Consider the following 16,229-nt stretch of genomic DNA (forward strand, 5'->3'; position numbering starts at 1 on the left):
TCTTGCCGTTGTCGGTTCAGAAGCCTCAGAAGACCACGACGCTGCGGATCGACTTGCCCGCATGCATCAGGTCAAAGGCGGTGTTGATTTCTTCCAGGCCCATGACATGCGTGATCATGGGATCGATCTCGATCTTGCCCTGCATGTACATGTCCACGATCTTGGGAACGTCGGTGCGGCCCTTGGCCCCGCCGAAGGCCGTGCCGCGCCAGTTGCGGCCGGTCACCAGCTGGAACGGGCGGGTGCTGATTTCCTTGCCCGCTTCGGCCACGCCGATGATGATGGAGGTGCCCCAGCCGCGATGGCAGGCTTCCAGCGCGGTGCGCATCACATCGGTATTGCCGGTGGCATCGAAAGTGTAATCCGCACCGCCGTCGGTCATCTCGACGATCTTGGCGACTACATCCTCGCGGCTCATGCCCTTGCTGTTGAGGAATTCGGTCATGCCGAAACGGCGGCCCCATTCCTCGCGGTCGGGATTGATGTCCACGCCGATGATCTTGTTGGCGCCCGCAAGCCGCGCGCCCTGGATCACGTTGAGGCCGATGCCGCCCAGGCCGAAGATCACGACATTATCGCCCACCTGCACCTTGGCGGTGTTCACCACCGCGCCGACGCCCGTGGTCACGCCGCAGCCGATATAGCAGCTGGTCTGGAACGGTGCGTCCTCGCGGATCCTGGCGACCGCGATTTCGGGCAGGACAGTGAAGTTCGAGAAGGTGGAGCAGCCCATATAATGAAAGATGGGCTCGCCCTTGTAGGAAAAGCGGGTGGTGCCATCGGGCATAAGGCCCTTGCCCTGCGTCGCGCGGATCGCGGTGCACAGGTTGGTCTTGCCCGAAAGGCACGACTTACACTGGCGGCATTCCGGGGTGTAGAGCGGGATCACATGGTCCCCCGGCTTCACCGAGGTGACGCCCGGCCCCACTTCGCGCACCACGCCTGCGCCTTCATGGCCCAGGATCGAGGGGAAGATACCCTCGCTGTCGAAACCATCCAGCGTATAGGCATCTGTATGGCAGATGCCGGTGGCCATGATTTCCACCAGAACTTCGCCGGCCTTGGGGCCTTCGAGATCGACTTCAACGATTTCGAGCGGCTGCTTCGGGGCGAAAGCGACTGCGGCGCGGGTCTTCATGCAAGGATCCTCATCGAATTGTCCGGCAAAATGCTTAGCAGCCTAATGGACTCATCTGCGGCATTTTGCCAGCCTTTGAATGCGGCCGGGCGGATCGCCGCCCGGCCGTATGTGCAAGGCCTCAGGCCGCCTTCTGTGCCGCTGCTGCAGCGCCGACCACTTCATCGCCGTCGCGTTCGGGCAGCATCAGGAACAGCACCAGCGACAAGATCGAACCCATCGCCATGATGGCGGAGACCGTCAGCAACTGGTCATTGCCGAGCGCCGTGAACAGCGCACCGGCGATGATCGGGCTGCCAGCCGCACCCAGGCGGCCGATGCCCAGCACGAAGCCGGTGCCCGTAGCGCGGGCATAGGCCGGGAAGCCGCGGGCGAAGGCTGCGTAATATCCGCTGATCGCCGCATTGGTGAAGAAGCCGGTGATGACCGTCGCCCACTGCCAGGCGCTGAGCGTCTCGCGGCCGAGCCCGAAGGAGCCCACGGCGACGGAACCCAGCAGCAGCATCAGCGCGGTCGGCCACCGGATGCCGAGGCGGGCCATCACGAAGCCGAACAGCAGGCTGCCGAAGAAGCCGCCGACATTGGCGAAGGTCAGCACCGTGGCGGCATCCTGCGGAGCGTAGCCCGGAGGATAGTCGGACACGATCTGCACCGCGAACTTCAGGATGTAATAGAAAGTGATGGTGTGGAACATGTAGCCGAAGGCCAGGAGCAGCGTAACCGGGCGCAACTGCGGGTTGGACAGGATGTCCGTAACCTTGGGCTTGGAGACGTGTTCCGCGGCCGGGGGCAGGGCGTCGATCGGTGCCTTGCCGAAGGCGGCCAGCGTCTTGTTGACACCCTTCAGGTTCTGCTTCGAGGCCTGATAGGCCGCGGTTTCGGGCACTACCAGCATCAGGATGGGGATCAGGGCGGCAGTCACGATGGCGCCGAAATCGAACACGCCGCGCCAGCCATAGGCTTCCAGTAGCCATTCGGAGGCAGCAACACCGCCAACCACGGCGCCGAGCGGATAGCCCGCGACATAGGCCGCGATGGCCGCCTTGCGCCACTTGTTGTTGGCGCTTTCGGCCGTGACCGCATTGGTCGCCGCCAGCATGCCGCCGATGCCGATGCCGGTCAGGAAGCGGAATGCCACCATCGGGGTTACCGCATTGGCATGCCCTGCCAGCCACATGCCGATCGCCATCAGTACGAGGCAGGCCAGCATGGTCAGCTTGCGGCCATATTTGTCAGCCGCGCCGCCCAGCAGCACCGAGCCGAAGCCCATGCCGACCAGTTCGGCCGAAAGAACGACGCCCAGCGCCGCGCGCTCGATGCCCCATTCCTTCGAAATGCCTGGCGCTGCGAAAGCGCTCGACAACACGTCGAACCCGTCAAGCGCGTTGAGCAGGACCATCAGCACTACGACGAACCACTGACGGGCGCCCATCGGCGCATCGTTGATCACGGAAATCGGGTTTGTTCCCCCGGACGGAGCTGCCATTAGTCTTGATCCTCTCTTTTGCGCGGCCTCAATCGTGGATTCGCGCCAGCATTTCCACCAGTTTTTCGACTTCTTCGGTAGTGAAGCGGCTTTTCAGCCATTCTTCATGCTCACCGATGGCCTGTTTGGCCCGGGCAAGCGCCTTGGCGCCCTCTTCCGTGAGATACAAGGCCTGCTTGCGCCCGTCCGTTTCCGAACGTTCGCGGCGCACATAATCGCGCGCCTGCAGGCGATTGATGATGGTCATGGTCGTCGCACGGTCCATCCGCAGGCGCTGGCCAAGATCGATCTGGGATACGCCGGGCAGTTCATCCACCAGCCACAGCACGGAAACCTGCTTCTGCGTCAGCCCCAGATCGACGAAGGTTTCCACGAAATGCCGATAGACGGCCCCATGGGCCAGCCGGATGTGGAAACCCACAATATCGTTAAGCCCGCCGACGGCTGCATCGTTGCTATGTGTCAAAGACGCGGCGCCCACTTGCCCAATCCCCATCGCTTGTCCCTTGCCTAATCGTTAGTGGAGCATACAATTAGGTGCAAGGAGAGGATAGACTCATGGCGCATTTCCCGCAGACCCCCAATTTCACCGGCTTCAACACCCCCAGCCGCATCGAGGCCGATATTTTCGACCTTGCCTACGAGGGGGAGATTCCGAAGGAAATCAACGGGGCCTTCTATCGTGTCCAGCCCGATCCGCAGTTCCCGCCCATGCTGGGGGATGACATCGCCTTCAATGGCGACGGGATGATCACCCGCTTCCATATCCATGACGGGCAGTGCGATTTCCGCCAGCGCTGGGCCAAGACTGACAAGTGGAAGGCCGAACGGGAGGCCAATCGCGGGTTGTTCGGCATGTATCGCAATCCCTTGACCGACGATCCTTCCACCAAGGGCATGTATCGTTCCACCGCCAACACCAATGCCTGGATCTTCGCGGGCAAGCTGTGGGCGATGAAGGAAGACAGCCCCTCGCTGATCATGGACCCGGTTTCCATGGAGACCGACGCGTTCCAGACCTGGGACGGCGCGATGAAGAGCCAGACCTTCACGGCCCATCCCAAGATCGACCCGAAGACGGGCAACATGATCGCCATCGGCTATGCCGCGTCCGGCCTGTGCACCGACGATGTTTCCTACATGGAAATCAGCCCCGACGGGAAGCTGATCCGCGAAAAGTGGTTCAAGGTTCCCTATTACTGCATGATGCATGATTTCGGCGTCACCGAGGATTATCTGGTGCTGCATATCGTGCCGTCCATCGGCAGCTGGGAACGGCTGGAGCAGAAGAAGCCGCATTTCGGCTTCGACACCACCATGCCCGTCTATCTCGGCGTGATCCCCCGGCGCGACGATCTGAAGCAGGAAGACATCCGCTGGTTCAAGCGCGACAATTGCTTTGCCAGCCATGTGCTGAATGCCTGGCAGGAAGGGACCAAGGTCCACTTCGTCGTGCCGGAAGCGAAGAACAACATGTTCCCCTTCTTCCCCGACGTTCACGGCGCGCCCTTCAACGGGGCGGAAGCGATGAGCAAGCTCACCCGCTGGACGGTGGACATGGCCAGCAATGGCGAAGAGTTCGACGAGATCGCCCCGCTGACCGAGACGGCCAGCGAATTCCCCCGCATCGACGACCGCTTCACCGGCGTGAAGAACCGCTATGGCTGGGGCCTGGAAATGGACATGAAGCGCCCCTGCGAGCTGAAGGGCGGCAGCGCCGGCGGCTTCCTGATGAACTGCCTGTTCCTGAAGGATCTGGAAACCGGGGCGGAACAGCATTGGTGGTGCGGGCCGGTCAGTTCGCTGCAGGAACCCTGCTTCATCCCGCGCAGCAAGGATGCGCCGGAAGGCGATGGCTGGATCGTGCAGGTGTGCAACCGTCTGGAAGACCACCGCAGCGACCTGCTGATCTTCGATGCGCTCGACATCGAAAAGGGCCCGGTCGCCACGATCAACATCCCGATCAGGCTGCGCTTCGGCCTGCATGGCAATTTCGCGCGGGCAGAGGACATCGGCCTGGCGGCATAAGAGAACGACAACAGGGGAGAGGACCATTGCTGAAGACTATTCTGGCCGGCACCGCGCTGGCGGTGAGTGCGTTCGCGCTTGGCAGCTGCAACCAGTCAGCAGGTTCTCCCCCGGCGTCGGAGGTGCGGGAAGACAAGTCCTTCCCGCTTACTCCGGCAGTGATCGCCATGCGCTGGCAATTGCTCAATCCGGAGGTGAACAGCTTCATCTTCCGCGAATTGGACAAGATTTTCGAAAGCCGCATCGTGCCGCGCGCCGGTTCCCTGTGGGATCTGCCCAAGGGCAATGCCATGGCCATGCCGGCCGATACGTTCGGCGGCGGGAATTACGATTATAACCAGTTCGCGGAACGCACCTTCACCAATGCCATGCTGGTGATCCGCGACGGGAAGATCGTGTTCGAGGATTATCGCAACCGGATGGAGGAGGAGGAGCCGCATATCGCCTTCTCCATGTCCAAAACGATCACCTCGTTGCTCGTGGGCATCGCGCTGGATCAGGGCAAGATCGCCTCGCTCGATGACCTTGCGACCAAATATGTGCCGGAACTGAAGGGGACCGGCTATGACGGCGTGACGATCCGCCAGATCCTGCAGATGCGATCGGGCGTGGATTATCAGGAACGCTATGATTTCGGCGCCAATCCCAGCTTTGCGGGCAAGCTGCACGAACAGGCGATCGTCCTCAACACAATGCGCTTTGCCGATGGCGCGCTGGAAACGAAACGCGCCAACCAGCCGGGCAGCACCTTCAACTATTCCACGCTGGATACGATGGTGCTGGGCTGGATTCTGGAGAAGGCCACGGGCCAGCCGCTGGAATCCTTCACCCAATCCAATCTGTGGGGCCCGCTTGGGGCAGAGGCGGACGGGTTCTGGATGGCCGATGGCCCGCCGGGCACTGGCCGCGCGCTCAACGGCATGGGCTTCAACGCCCGGCTGCGCGATTTCGGGCGGCTTGGCCAGTTGATGCTGAATAACGGGATGCGCGGCGATACGCAGGTGATCCCGGAAGGCTGGCTGAAAGAGGCCACCTCCATGCTGCCCACCGGCGCCCCGGCCGGGCAGGGTTTCCCCGGCTATGGCTACCAGATCTGGCAGATCGACAATGAGCCGGGCGCCTACGCTGCCGTCGGCCTGGCCGGACAATTCATCTATGTCAGCCCCGCCACCAAGACGGTGATCGTCAAGCTCAGCTATTATCCGCCCGCCCCACCGGCAGATGTGGACGCTGAAGTGATCGCCTATTTCAAGGCCATCGCTCACACTCCAGTGAAGTAATACCGACTTGGCGGATGCAGGATTGGTGCGGGCGCACTATCTCTCTTGTCATAATGCGATAATCGACACTGCGAGGAGTGCCGCCTGCCCATGACTGCCGTGACCACCAGTGAACGCAAGCCGATCGAATGCTGGCTGACCGATATGGACGGGGTGCTGGTGCATGAAGGCAATGCCCTGCCCGGCGCGGCGGAATTCATTGCCCGGCTGGTGGAGAAACAGCGGCGCTTCCTGCTGCTGACCAATAATTCGATCTACACTCCGCGCGATCTGGCCGCCCGGCTGGAAAGCTCCGGCCTGAAAGTTCCGGAAAGCGCGATCTTCACTTCGGCCTTGGCGACGGCGGATTTCCTCTCCTCGCAGCAGCCGCGCGGCACGGCCTTCGTGATCGGGGAAGCCGGGCTCACCACCGCCCTGCACGAGATCGGCTATACGCTGACCGACAATAATCCCGATTACGTGGTGGTGGGCGAATTGCGCAGCTACAGCTTCGAGGCGATCACCAAGGCGATCCGGCTGGTGGGCAAGGGCGCACGCTTCATCGCCACTAATCCCGATGTCACGTCCCCCTCGCCCGAAGGGCCGCTGCCGGCCACCGGGGCAGTGACGGCAATGATCACCAAGGCGACGGGCGCCACGCCCTATTTCGTGGGCAAGCCCAACCCGATGATGTTCCGCAGCGCGCTGAACCGGATCGAAGCCCATTCGGAAACCACCGCCATGGTGGGCGACCGGATGGATACGGATATCGTCGCCGGGATCGAGGCCGGTCTGGAAACGATCCTGGTGCTGACCGGCTCCACAAGGAAGGAACAGGTCGCCCGCTTCCCCTATCGCCCCAACCGGGTGCTGCCTTCCATTGCCGAGGCGATAGAGCTGGTCTGAGCGAGAGCCGGCGGGCTACTCCGCGAAAGCGGAGCCCGTTCGCGGCGGGGCGGGCCGGTCGTTCTTCTGCTCCAGCCCTACCGCCAACAGAATCCGGCCCTCGGTGTTTTCAGCAATCGAGCCGAGCACCACGCGCGACTTGCCCTGCCCCTCGTCGCACATCCATGCGGCGATCAAATCCGCAGGCGGACCCTCCCTGTCATAGGCGCGCCGCAGGTAGCAATTGCCGATCCGTTCGATGAAAATATCGGGAGTGATCTTCTCATTGTCGGTCCAGCGCAGATCCTCCGCCAGCAGGGCCTTCATCGCGGCAAAGTCGTTCCTGTCGGCCGCCTGGAGGAAGTCCCCCAGTGCATGATCCGGCGGCGTGTCCTGTTCGGGCGGCGTGTTCTGTTCGGGCGGGGTTTCCTGCGCGGCGAGCGGAGAAAACGCCAGCAGCGCCGCCCCGAGGGCGACGCTGCCATATGCCGTGATGGAACGAAAGCTCACGCGGCCAATGCCGCCTTGGCATCGGCCAGGATCATCTCGCTGCCCTTTTCGGCAACCATGATGGTGGGCGCATTGGTGTTACCCGAGGTGATGCGCGGGAAGACCGAAGCGTCGATCACGCGCAGCCCTTCCACGCCGCGTACGCGCAGCTGCGGGTCCAGCGGGAAACGCTCGTCCGGCCCCATCGCGACCGTGCCGACCGGGTGATAGACGGTGGCGGCAGCCATCTTGGCATAGCCCAGGATCTGCTCGTCCGTTTCGCCGAAGGGGTCGCCCTTCTGGGCCATATAGGGCTCCAGCGCGGGCTGCTGCCAGATCTTGCGGATGATCTTGAGCTGAGTGACCGCCATTTCCTGATCGAAAGGATCGGAGAAATAGTTCGGCACGATCCGGGGCGTCACAGTGCCGTCCGGCGATTTGGCATGAATCGAACCGCGCGATTCCGGCCGCAGCTGACAGGGGTTGGAGGCAAGCCCCGGTTCCTTTTCCAGCTGCAGGCCCTGCGTGGTGGCCAGCACTTCAAGGTCCATCGATGCGGCCATGACGTGGATCTGCATGTCCGGCGTGGCAAGGTCCGGCCGGGTCTTCAGGAAGCAGCAGCCATGGGCCACCGCCATGGAGAGCAGGCCCTTGCGGGTGAGGCCGTATTTCACCACTTCCTTGACGAGATTGAGCCCGGTCGAGCGGTTGTTGATCGAGTGCCAGTCTTCCTTGAGGCGGGCCTGACAGCCGATCATCACATGGTCCTGCAGGTTCTCGCCGACCATCCTGGATTCGTGGATCACTTCCACGCCCAGTTCCTGCAGCAGCGCGCCCTGCCCGATGCCGGAGATTTCCAGCAGCTTGGGGCTTTCCACCGAACCGGCGGCCAGGATCACTTCGCGCGCGGCATAGACGCGGCGGGTTTCATTGCCCTGGCGGAATTCCACGCCGATGGCCTTCTTGCCGTCGAACAGGATGCGCGTGGTCATCGCGCGGGTTTCCACCTGCAGGTTGGAACGGCCCATGGCGGGGTGGAGGAAGGCCACCGCGGTGGAGCAGCGTGTGCCGTTGCGCTGGGTCACCTGGAAGAAGCTGGCCCCTTCCTGATCGCCGTCATTCAGATCGTGCTTGGCCGGAACGCCCGCTTCCACGCAGGCTTCCACCAGCGCCTTGGAAACGGGGTGTTCCTCCGGGAAGTCCGAGACAGTGAGCGGGCCGCCCTTACCGTGGAATTCATCGGCGCCGCGCTGCTGGTCTTCGCTCTTGATGAAATAGGGCAGGCAATCGTCCCAGCTCCAGCCCTGCGCGCCCATCTGGGCCCAGCCGTCATAATCGGCGGCCTGGCCGCGCACATAGAGCAGGCCGTTGATCGAGGATGAGCCGCCCAGCACCTTGCCCTTGGGCCATTTGTGCGGGCGCCCGCCGGTGCCTTCATCCACTTCGGTTTCATAGAGCCAGTTAACCTTCGGATCGTTCAGCGTCTTGCCGAAGCCGATGGGGATGTGGATCATCATGTTGGACATGAACTGGCTGGGTTCGCGCAACGGGCGATCGTCTCCCCCGGCTTCCAGCAGCACTACCTTGAATTCGCCGCTTTCCGTCAGCCGGTTGGCCAGGACGCAGCCGGCGCTACCGGCCCCTACGATGACATAGTCCGCATGAAGGTCGCCCGCCATTATTATTCTCCTCTCAGATTTCCGTCGCGCCGTAGCGTGATTCGCTTGCGATGGAAGCTAGGATTCTTCAAGCGCGGAGCAACGCAAAAATGCAGTTGGAGGAGATGGCAGTGATCAAGCCCGAGCTTGAGTTTGTCTACGAGGCAAGTGGCGATCTGGAGGCCCCCCGGCAGATCGGCAAGACCTATGACGGCGCGCGCCGGATCATCCCGATTCTGTCGGGTGGTTATGTGAAGGGCCCGCGCATTTCCGGGCGGCTGATGGGCAATTCGGCGGACTGGCAGCTGACCCGCCCCGACGGAGTGACCGTGGCCGATGCGATCTATGCGATCGAGACGGATGACGGCGCGCTGATCCAGATCCGCAACAAGGGCCTGCGCCATGGGCCGCCCGAAGTGATGGCGCGGCTGGCGGCCGGGGAGGAAGTCGATCCGGCGGAATATTATTTCCGCACCGTGCCGGAATTCATCGCGCCCGACGGGCCTTATGAATGGCTCAACAAATCGATCTTCATCTGCTCGGGCGCGCGTTATGCCACGGGCATCAAGCTGTGGGTCTGGCGCGTGCTCTGAAGGTGCGCGGCAGCCGGGCCGCAGCCGAGCGGGAAGGCGGACACGGCTTGCCCGCGCGCGGCTGCACGGCTAGGGCGAAAATGACAAAGTCCGAACTTCGGCCAGACATCAGATTGTGTGGATCGATCTGCCTGCGGGTGAGTTGAAGGCAGGGTCTGGGTGAGTTCTAGTCAGCTAGAAACAGAACAGGGAGATACTGAAATGGTCCGTCCTTCGCTGGCCTTGCGCCTTTCTACCGCGGCTGCCGCGATCGGCCTTGCCGCCGCCGCGCTGGCCGGCCCGGTCGCTGCTGCCGATCCGGTTGCCGCCGCCGATACGCCGCCGCCCGGCGTGCCTGCGGACCTTACCGCGCTGCCGCCGACCCCCACCGATTATACGCCGGGCAAGACGCCTTGGGGCGACTGGGATTTCCGCGGCACCTGGCCGATCGAGAACCTGCCTTCCACCCGCATCCTGTTCCAGCGCATGAAGGGCTATGGCGACCGTATCTGGCTGACGCCCGAGGAACATGCGAAGCGCGTGGCCAATGCCCAGCGTTCCGACGAATCCTATTCCGCCGAAGGGCAGGGGCTGAATGTCAGCGGCACGGAAGGCCTGCTCGACTGGGTGAAGAACTCCACCTATTCCTGGCGCACTTCCATGCTGGTCAGCCCGCAGGACGGCCAGTTGCCGCCGCTCACCCCCAAGGCGGAAAAGCTCTACAAGGAAGGCCGTTCGGGCTGGGTTCCGGGCCAGGATTACGACTGGGTGGACGATTTCGACAGCTGGGACCGCTGCGTCTCGCGCGGGTTCCCCGCCTCCATGTTCCCCTTCCGCTACAATAACGGCATCCGCGTGTTCCAGTCGCCGGGCTATGTCGTGATCATGCTCGAAATGCTGGGCAACCGCGTGGTCCCCATCGTGACCAAGGAACAGGCCAAGTCGATGCACTGGCCGAGCGACGTGGAAGCCTGGATGGGCAATTCGGTCGGCTATTGGGAAGGCAAGACGCTGGTGATCGAGACGACCAATATCGTCTCGGGCGACAGCGCCACGCGTGACGTTTCCAAGCGCGCCGCATCGCCGCTCAACATGGCGACCCAGCACGTGCCGCCCTTCAACACCATTCCGATGAGCAAGCAGGCCAAGACGGTCGAGAAGCTGACCATGACCGGCCCGAACGCGATCCTTTACGAGATCACCTATTCGGACCCCGAGGTTTACACCAAGCCCTGGACCGCCCAGCTCGAATGGGCGCGGGACGACAAGTACCAGTTCTTCGAATATGCCTGCCACGAAGGCAATGTGCAGCTGCGCAACTATATCTCCGCCTCGCGCGCGCATCGTGCGGACATCGCGGCTGGCAAGGAAAAGCCCGAAACGGCCGAGGAAGATTCGCGCTCGCGCTTCGCCAACCAGTTCGACTTCGACCCGGTGGCACCGGGCGCGCCGTCCTTCGGCCCGCCGCCTTCGGCTCCTTCGCGCGGCGAGTGATCGGGCTTTGACCTGACGAAAAGAACCCCCGTTTCGGCAGCGAGACGGGGGTTTTCTTTTGGGTGATGGGGTAGTGCCATCCACTTTCGTCATGCTGAACTCGTTTCAGCAGCCATCCCTCCTCACGCATTGCCGCTCGATCAGGAGAAATGGGCCCTGAACCAAGTTCAGGGTGACGAGCGAGGGCAATATGTTTCCCTCGCTCGGGAGGGAGGGCTGGACTAAGGGCCCTAAGGCGCCTGCTGCGCCCCGCCGCCCGGCCCGGAAGGCCGCCCCGTGCCTGAAGGCTGGCCGCGCCCGCCGGTCGCCCGTTCGAGGAAGTCCTGGCTGGCCGCTGGCGGTCCCGGACTGGCGGGAATCAGCCCCGCCCCGCGCTGCGCCTGCGGATCGCCACCCTCGGGCGGGAACGGCATGCCGCGGGGTTCCTGCGGGCCGGAAGGCTCGATCAGATTGCCCTTCTCATCGACGTAATAATAATCGCCCGGATCGCCGAACATGAATTCGTCATCCGGTTCGAGCTGCCATTCGGGCAGTTTCAGGTCGGTATCGAAATTCTCCACCGGGCGATCCTTCACCGCCACCTTCATGAAGGAGGAGAAGGCCCGCGCCGGGGCCGCACCGCCCGAAAGGCCGCCCACGGCCTTGGCATCGTCGCGCCCCATCCACACGCCGGTGGTCACACCGCTGGAAAAGCCCAGGAACCAGCCATCCTTGTTGGAACTGGTCGTGCCGGTCTTGCCCGCCACCGGCCGCCCGATCTGCGCCGCGCGGCCCGTGCCCACGCTTACCGCCGATTGCAGCAGGTCGGTAATCCCGGCGGCCACGTAATCGGGCACCAATTGCGTGCTGCGGGTTTCCTGATGCTGATAGAGCACCTGCCCGTCCACGCTGGTGACCTTGGAAATGCCATAGGGCTCGACCGAACGGCCCCGCGCGGAAACCGCGGCAAAGGCGCGCGTCATGTCGATCAGGCGCACATCGGACGTGCCCAGCACCATGGAGGGATTGGTGTTGATCGGCGTGGTAATGCCGAAACGCCGCGCCATGGCGGCCACGGTGCCGAAGCCCACTTCATTGCCCAGCTGCGCGGCCACCGTATTCTTGGAATAGGCAAAGGCGCTGCGCACGTCGATCTCGCCCGCAAAGGTGCCGCCCGAATTGCGCGGGCTCCACCCGTCGATCGTCACCGGCTCGTCCACCACCCGGTCATCGGGCGTATAACCGGCCTCCAGCGCGGCAAGATAGACGAACAGCTTCCAGGCAGAGCCCGGCTGGCGCACGGCATTGGTGGCGCGGTTGTAATTGGTGGCGACGTAATCCGTGCCGCCCACCAGCGCCAGCACGGCACCGTCACGGTCCATACTGACCAGAGCGCCCTGCGCGCCTTTGGGCGTATTGGCCCTGATCGCATCGGTCGCGGCCTTCTGCATGCCCACATCCAGCGTGGTCCATACTTCCAGCGGCTCGCTGGTTTCAGGCAGCAGCAGGTCGAGCTGCGGCAGCACCCAATCGGTGAAATAGCGCACCGAATTCTGGGCCTGCTGCGGGGCGAGCTTCACGGCCGAAACATCGACATCCGCCTCGTCCGCGGAAATCGCGCCATATTTCTTCATCTGCGCGATCACCACATTGGCGCGGCCAACAGCGGCCTGCACATCGGCGGTGGGGGAATAGCGGCTGGGCGCCTTCACCAGCCCGGCGATGATCGCGGCCTCTCCCAGAGAGAGATCGCGCGCCGAATGGCTGAAGAAATTGCGGCTGGCGGAATCGATGCCATAGGCCCCGCCCCCGAAATAGACCTTGTTGAGATAGAGCTCGAGGATCTGCTCCTTCGAGAATTTCCATTCCAGCGCCATGGCCAGCACTGCCTCGCGCGCCTTGCGGTCCACCGTGCGGTTGGAATTGAGGAAGACGTTGCGGGCCAGCTGCTGGGTGATGGTGGAAGTAGCACGCGCCCGCTCGTCATCGCGCCAGGATACCCACAGTGCGCGGGCAAGGCCCAGCGGATCGATCCCGAAATGCGAATAGAAGCGCCGGTCTTCCACAGAGACCATGGCGTCCTTCATCACCTGCGGGATTTCTTCCGAACCCAGCCATTCGCCATAGCTCGGCCCCATGGAAACGATTTCGGACCCGTCGCGGGCGCGCAGCACGATGGTCTGTCCGGCCTTGATGTCCTTCAGCTGCGAAAAGCTCGGCAGATTGCTGGCCGCGAAATAGACCGCCGTGCCCAGCACAATCGCGCCCAGCAAGGCCAGCGCGCCGCCCCAGACGAGCAGCCGCTTCAGCCACCGGCGCCAGCCACCGGGAGACTTGCCGCCGCCCCTGCCTGAACTACCTGAGCCGCCCGACCCGCCATTCCTCGACCTGTTGCGAGGCGCTGCCTTTGAACCCACGCTGCGGTTGCCTGCCATGCGGCCTGTCAGTCCTTATTTCATTCTGCCCATGCGCGGGCGGCCCGATGCACTGGGCCCGATGCATAGGGTATTCGGAACGGGGCGTGAACGGCCAATATGCCGCTTATTCCTTCGGCTGGAAATCGAGGCTCGCCGAATTGATGCAATAACGCAGGCCGTCCGGGCCCGGCCCATCGGGGAACACATGGCCAAGATGCCCTTCGCAGCGGGCGCAGCGCACTTCGGTGCGGACCATGCCGTGCGATGCGTCGCGCAATTCCTCCACCGCATCCCCTTCCATCGGGGCAGTGAAGCTGGGCCAGCCCGATCCGCTGTCATATTTCGTCTCGCTGGCGAACAGCGGCAAGCCGCATCCGGCACAGCGATAAAGCCCGGCGGCCTTGTTCTTCTCATATTTGCCGGTGAAGGCCCGCTCCGTCCCGGCACGGCGCAGGATGGAATAAGCCTCCGGGCTGAGGCGCGCGCGCCATTCCTCGTCGGAAAGGTTCATCTTGTCGGGCATGTTTATCTCCTCAATCGCCGGCGGCGGCATCCGCCGCCTTGGCTATCCTCGCCCCCTCAAGACAGGCTTGAGGGGCTGCGGACGGCCGTTCGGCCTTGCGGCCAGCAAAATGCGGACCGGGGCCACCGATACTTCCAGTCAGACAGGATATATCGGTTCGCGGCCAGCGGACCGCAAGCGCGAACGCGCGTGGCGCCTTATGGCGCGGAAAGCCTAAGGGGCCGGATGGCCCCGCCGGCGCTTGAGGCCAGGCAAATTACGCATTCACATCCGCATAATGGGCGGGCGGCTGGATCACATCCATCCGTTCCGACAGCAGCGGGCGGAAGCTCGGGCGGCTCTTGAAGACGGAATACCAGCCGCGCGTCTGTTCATGGCCCGACCAGTCGATCCCGCCCAGATAATCCGCCACGGAAATCTGCGCGGCGGCGGCCAGATCGGCCAGGCTCATCTGCGAACCGGCCAGCCAGGGGCGGTTGTCGATCAGCCAGTCCATGTAATCGAGATGGTCATTCGCCAGCTTCATGGCCGAACGCAGCAATTGCGAATCCGGCGGCGCGCGCAGGAACAGGCGCTTCTTCATCCGCTCGTTGAGGAAGGGCAGAGTCACATCGGCAAAGAAGTTTTCATCGAACAGGGCCACCAGCCGCCGGATTTCCGCGCGGTTCTGGGCCGTGCCGACAATCATCGGCGCCTTGTCCACCGTCTCTTCGAAATATTCGCAGATCGCCCGGCTATCCACCAGGGTGATCCCCTTTTCCCTGTTGTGCAGCACGGGCGTGCGCCCGGCGGGGTTCAGCGCATAGAATTCGTCGCGCCCGTCCCACGGGTTCTCGCGCTCAAGCTCATAGGCGATGCCTTTTTCGCTGAGCAGCAGCCGGACCTTGCGGGAGAAGGGGCAAAGGGGAAATTGATAGAGCTGCCACATGGCCCCATCCTTGCCGCAACCGCGAACCTGCGTCCACTGGCAAGCCCCATATGGCTGGGGAATGCGGCTGGGGATTTGGCCATTCGGGCCATGGCATGTAAACTGCCGGCGAAGGAGTCGAGCATGGCCCGCGCTGCGAACCATGACATCGAAATCACCAGCCGCGAACGCGTGGTCTTTCCCCACGATGGCCTGACCAAGGGCGATCTGGCCGATTATTATCGCCTGATCGCGCCCGCCATGCTGCCTTTCCTGGCAGGCCGCCCGGTCAGCCTGGTGCGCTGCCCGCAGGGGATCGCCCATTGCTTCTTCCAGAAGCACCACACACCCAGCTTCGGCCCCCATGTGCTGAGCGTGGAGATCGAGGAGAAGGACGGCGACATAGAGCCCTATCTGCGCATCGAAAGCGCGGCGGGCATTCTGGAATGCGTGCAGATGGGCGCGGTGGAGTTCCATCTGTGGGGCAGCCGCGCGCCCGATGTGGAACGGCCCGACCGGATGGTGTTCGACCTCGATCCGGCAAGCACCCTCGCCTTTGCCGATCTGGCCAGCGCGGCCCGCGAGATTGGCGAGCGGCTGGAGGGGCGCGGCCTTGCCAGCTTTCCCATGCTGACCGGCGGCAAGGGCCTGCATCTGGTGGTGCCCCTCACCCCCCGCCATTCCCCCCGCCATTCATGGGACGATCACCGCGCCTTTGCGGAAAGCTTCGCCAGGGAACTGGCCGAAGAACAGCCCGAACGCTTCACCGCGACGATGAGCAAGCAGAAGCGCAAGGGGAAGATTTTCATCGACTGGCTGCGCAACACCCGCGGCGCCACCGCCATCGCCCCCTATTCCGCCCGCGCCCGCGATGGCGCCACACTGGCCGCTCCGGTCAGTTGGGAGGAACTGGCGGGGATGGAGGAGCTGAAGCGCTATACGCTGGCCGATGCCGCCGAATTGCTGAAGCGCGCCAAGGCGCTGAAAGGCTGGGGCGAGGTGGAGCAATACCTGCCGGGGTAGGAGTTTAGCGCTCGCAGAGGCGCTGAGGCCCGGAGATGGAGCTGCGCTTCCTCCCCACCCCTTCGTCATTCCCGCCCTTCGACGCCGCCTGCGGCGTCGCTCAGGATAAACTGCCGCAAAGCGGCAGGCGGGAATCCAGCAGCAACCGTCGGAACTGGGTTCCCGTTTTCACGGGAATGACGAGGTATAGAGGCAGGCGCTACACCCTCAGCGGCCTTTGCGCTCTTTGCGCGAACCCAATAAAACTCACGCGGAGACGCGGAGGCGCGGAGGGAACGGGCCCAGCCGCACCCTCTCCGCGCCTCCGCGCCTCCGCGTCTCCGCGTGAAACCCTCTACATCTTCATCCAGCAGGGGATGCCCAGCGATCCC

General features: G+C 63.5%; 14 protein-coding genes. 6 read left to right on the top strand and 8 right to left on the bottom strand.

Annotated features, from left to right (window positions below; all coding sequences use genetic code 11):
• Positions 1-25: 25 nt before the first annotated feature.
• The 3 genes from H0274_RS15120 to H0274_RS15130 form a co-directional block, all read right to left on the bottom strand.
• Positions 26-1,138, bottom strand: coding sequence for an S-(hydroxymethyl)glutathione dehydrogenase/class III alcohol dehydrogenase (locus tag H0274_RS15120; protein WP_226796426.1), 1,113 nt, complete (start codon positions 1,136-1,138; stop codon positions 26-28).
• Positions 1,139-1,259: 121 nt separating this feature from the next.
• On the bottom strand, positions 1,260-2,624 hold the full coding sequence (locus tag H0274_RS15125) for an MFS transporter (RefSeq protein ID WP_226796428.1): 1,365 nt from the start codon (positions 2,622-2,624) through the stop codon (positions 1,260-1,262).
• A gap of 28 nt (positions 2,625-2,652) precedes the next feature.
• Complete coding sequence (locus H0274_RS15130) at positions 2,653-3,090, bottom strand: MarR family winged helix-turn-helix transcriptional regulator (RefSeq protein ID WP_226796430.1); 438 nt, start codon at positions 3,088-3,090, stop codon at positions 2,653-2,655.
• A 92-nt stretch (positions 3,091-3,182) separates the two neighbouring features.
• Here H0274_RS15130 and H0274_RS15135 point away from each other — a divergent pair, with 92 nt between their 5' ends.
• From H0274_RS15135 to H0274_RS15145, 3 genes are all read left to right on the top strand, one after another.
• Positions 3,183-4,652, top strand: a complete 1,470-nt coding sequence (locus tag H0274_RS15135; RefSeq protein WP_226796432.1) for a carotenoid oxygenase family protein — start codon at positions 3,183-3,185, stop codon at positions 4,650-4,652.
• A 26-nt stretch (positions 4,653-4,678) separates the two neighbouring features.
• A complete protein-coding gene (locus tag H0274_RS15140) occupies positions 4,679-5,932 on the top strand; it encodes a serine hydrolase domain-containing protein (protein WP_226796434.1) in 1,254 nt (417 codons plus the stop codon).
• Between the two features lie 90 nt (positions 5,933-6,022).
• Positions 6,023-6,817, top strand: a complete 795-nt coding sequence (locus H0274_RS15145; RefSeq protein WP_226796435.1) for an HAD-IIA family hydrolase — start codon at positions 6,023-6,025, stop codon at positions 6,815-6,817.
• A 15-nt stretch (positions 6,818-6,832) separates the two neighbouring features.
• On the opposite strand, the gene H0274_RS15150 is transcribed toward H0274_RS15145, so the two are convergent.
• Positions 6,833-7,306, bottom strand: a complete 474-nt coding sequence (locus H0274_RS15150; protein WP_226796437.1) for a hypothetical protein — start codon at positions 7,304-7,306, stop codon at positions 6,833-6,835.
• The gene (locus H0274_RS15155; RefSeq protein WP_226796439.1) at positions 7,303-8,964 is read right to left on the bottom strand and encodes a GMC family oxidoreductase; all 1,662 of its coding nucleotides are present in this window, start codon (positions 8,962-8,964) and stop codon (positions 7,303-7,305) included. The genes H0274_RS15150 and H0274_RS15155 overlap by 4 nt, the downstream gene beginning before the upstream one ends.
• A gap of 110 nt (positions 8,965-9,074) precedes the next feature.
• On the opposite strand from H0274_RS15155, the gene H0274_RS15160 reads away from it, so the two are divergent.
• Both H0274_RS15160 and H0274_RS15165 read left to right on the top strand, forming a co-directional pair.
• On the top strand, positions 9,075-9,536 hold the full coding sequence (locus H0274_RS15160; RefSeq protein ID WP_413463489.1) for a DUF3237 domain-containing protein: 462 nt from the start codon (positions 9,075-9,077) through the stop codon (positions 9,534-9,536).
• Between the two features lie 201 nt (positions 9,537-9,737).
• Positions 9,738-11,009: a hypothetical protein gene (locus H0274_RS15165; protein ID WP_226796441.1), complete on the top strand. Its 1,272-nt coding sequence runs from the start codon at positions 9,738-9,740 to the stop codon at positions 11,007-11,009.
• Between the two features lie 230 nt (positions 11,010-11,239).
• Here the strand turns inward: H0274_RS15165 and H0274_RS15170 are convergent, their stop codons facing one another.
• The 3 genes from H0274_RS15170 to H0274_RS15180 form a co-directional block, all read right to left on the bottom strand.
• Positions 11,240-13,423 carry a transglycosylase domain-containing protein gene (locus H0274_RS15170; protein WP_226796442.1) on the bottom strand — a complete coding sequence of 728 codons (2,184 nt, stop codon included), beginning with the start codon at positions 13,421-13,423 and terminating at the stop codon, positions 11,240-11,242.
• 106 nt (positions 13,424-13,529) lie between these two features.
• Positions 13,530-13,928 carry a peptide-methionine (R)-S-oxide reductase MsrB gene (msrB, locus tag H0274_RS15175; RefSeq protein ID WP_226796445.1) on the bottom strand — a complete coding sequence of 133 codons (399 nt, stop codon included), beginning with the start codon at positions 13,926-13,928 and terminating at the stop codon, positions 13,530-13,532.
• Between the two features lie 256 nt (positions 13,929-14,184).
• On the bottom strand, positions 14,185-14,856 hold the full coding sequence (locus H0274_RS15180; RefSeq protein WP_226796447.1) for a glutathione S-transferase family protein: 672 nt from the start codon (positions 14,854-14,856) through the stop codon (positions 14,185-14,187).
• Between the two features lie 123 nt (positions 14,857-14,979).
• Between H0274_RS15180 and ligD the strand changes: the two genes are divergently transcribed.
• Complete coding sequence (ligD, locus tag H0274_RS15185; protein ID WP_319018301.1) at positions 14,980-15,858, top strand: non-homologous end-joining DNA ligase; 879 nt, start codon at positions 14,980-14,982, stop codon at positions 15,856-15,858.
• Positions 15,859-16,229 lie beyond the last annotated feature (371 nt).

Source organism: Fulverythrobacter ferritrahens (genome assembly GCF_020539485.1).
GTDB lineage: Bacteria > Pseudomonadota > Alphaproteobacteria > Sphingomonadales > Sphingomonadaceae > Andeanibacterium > Andeanibacterium ferritrahens.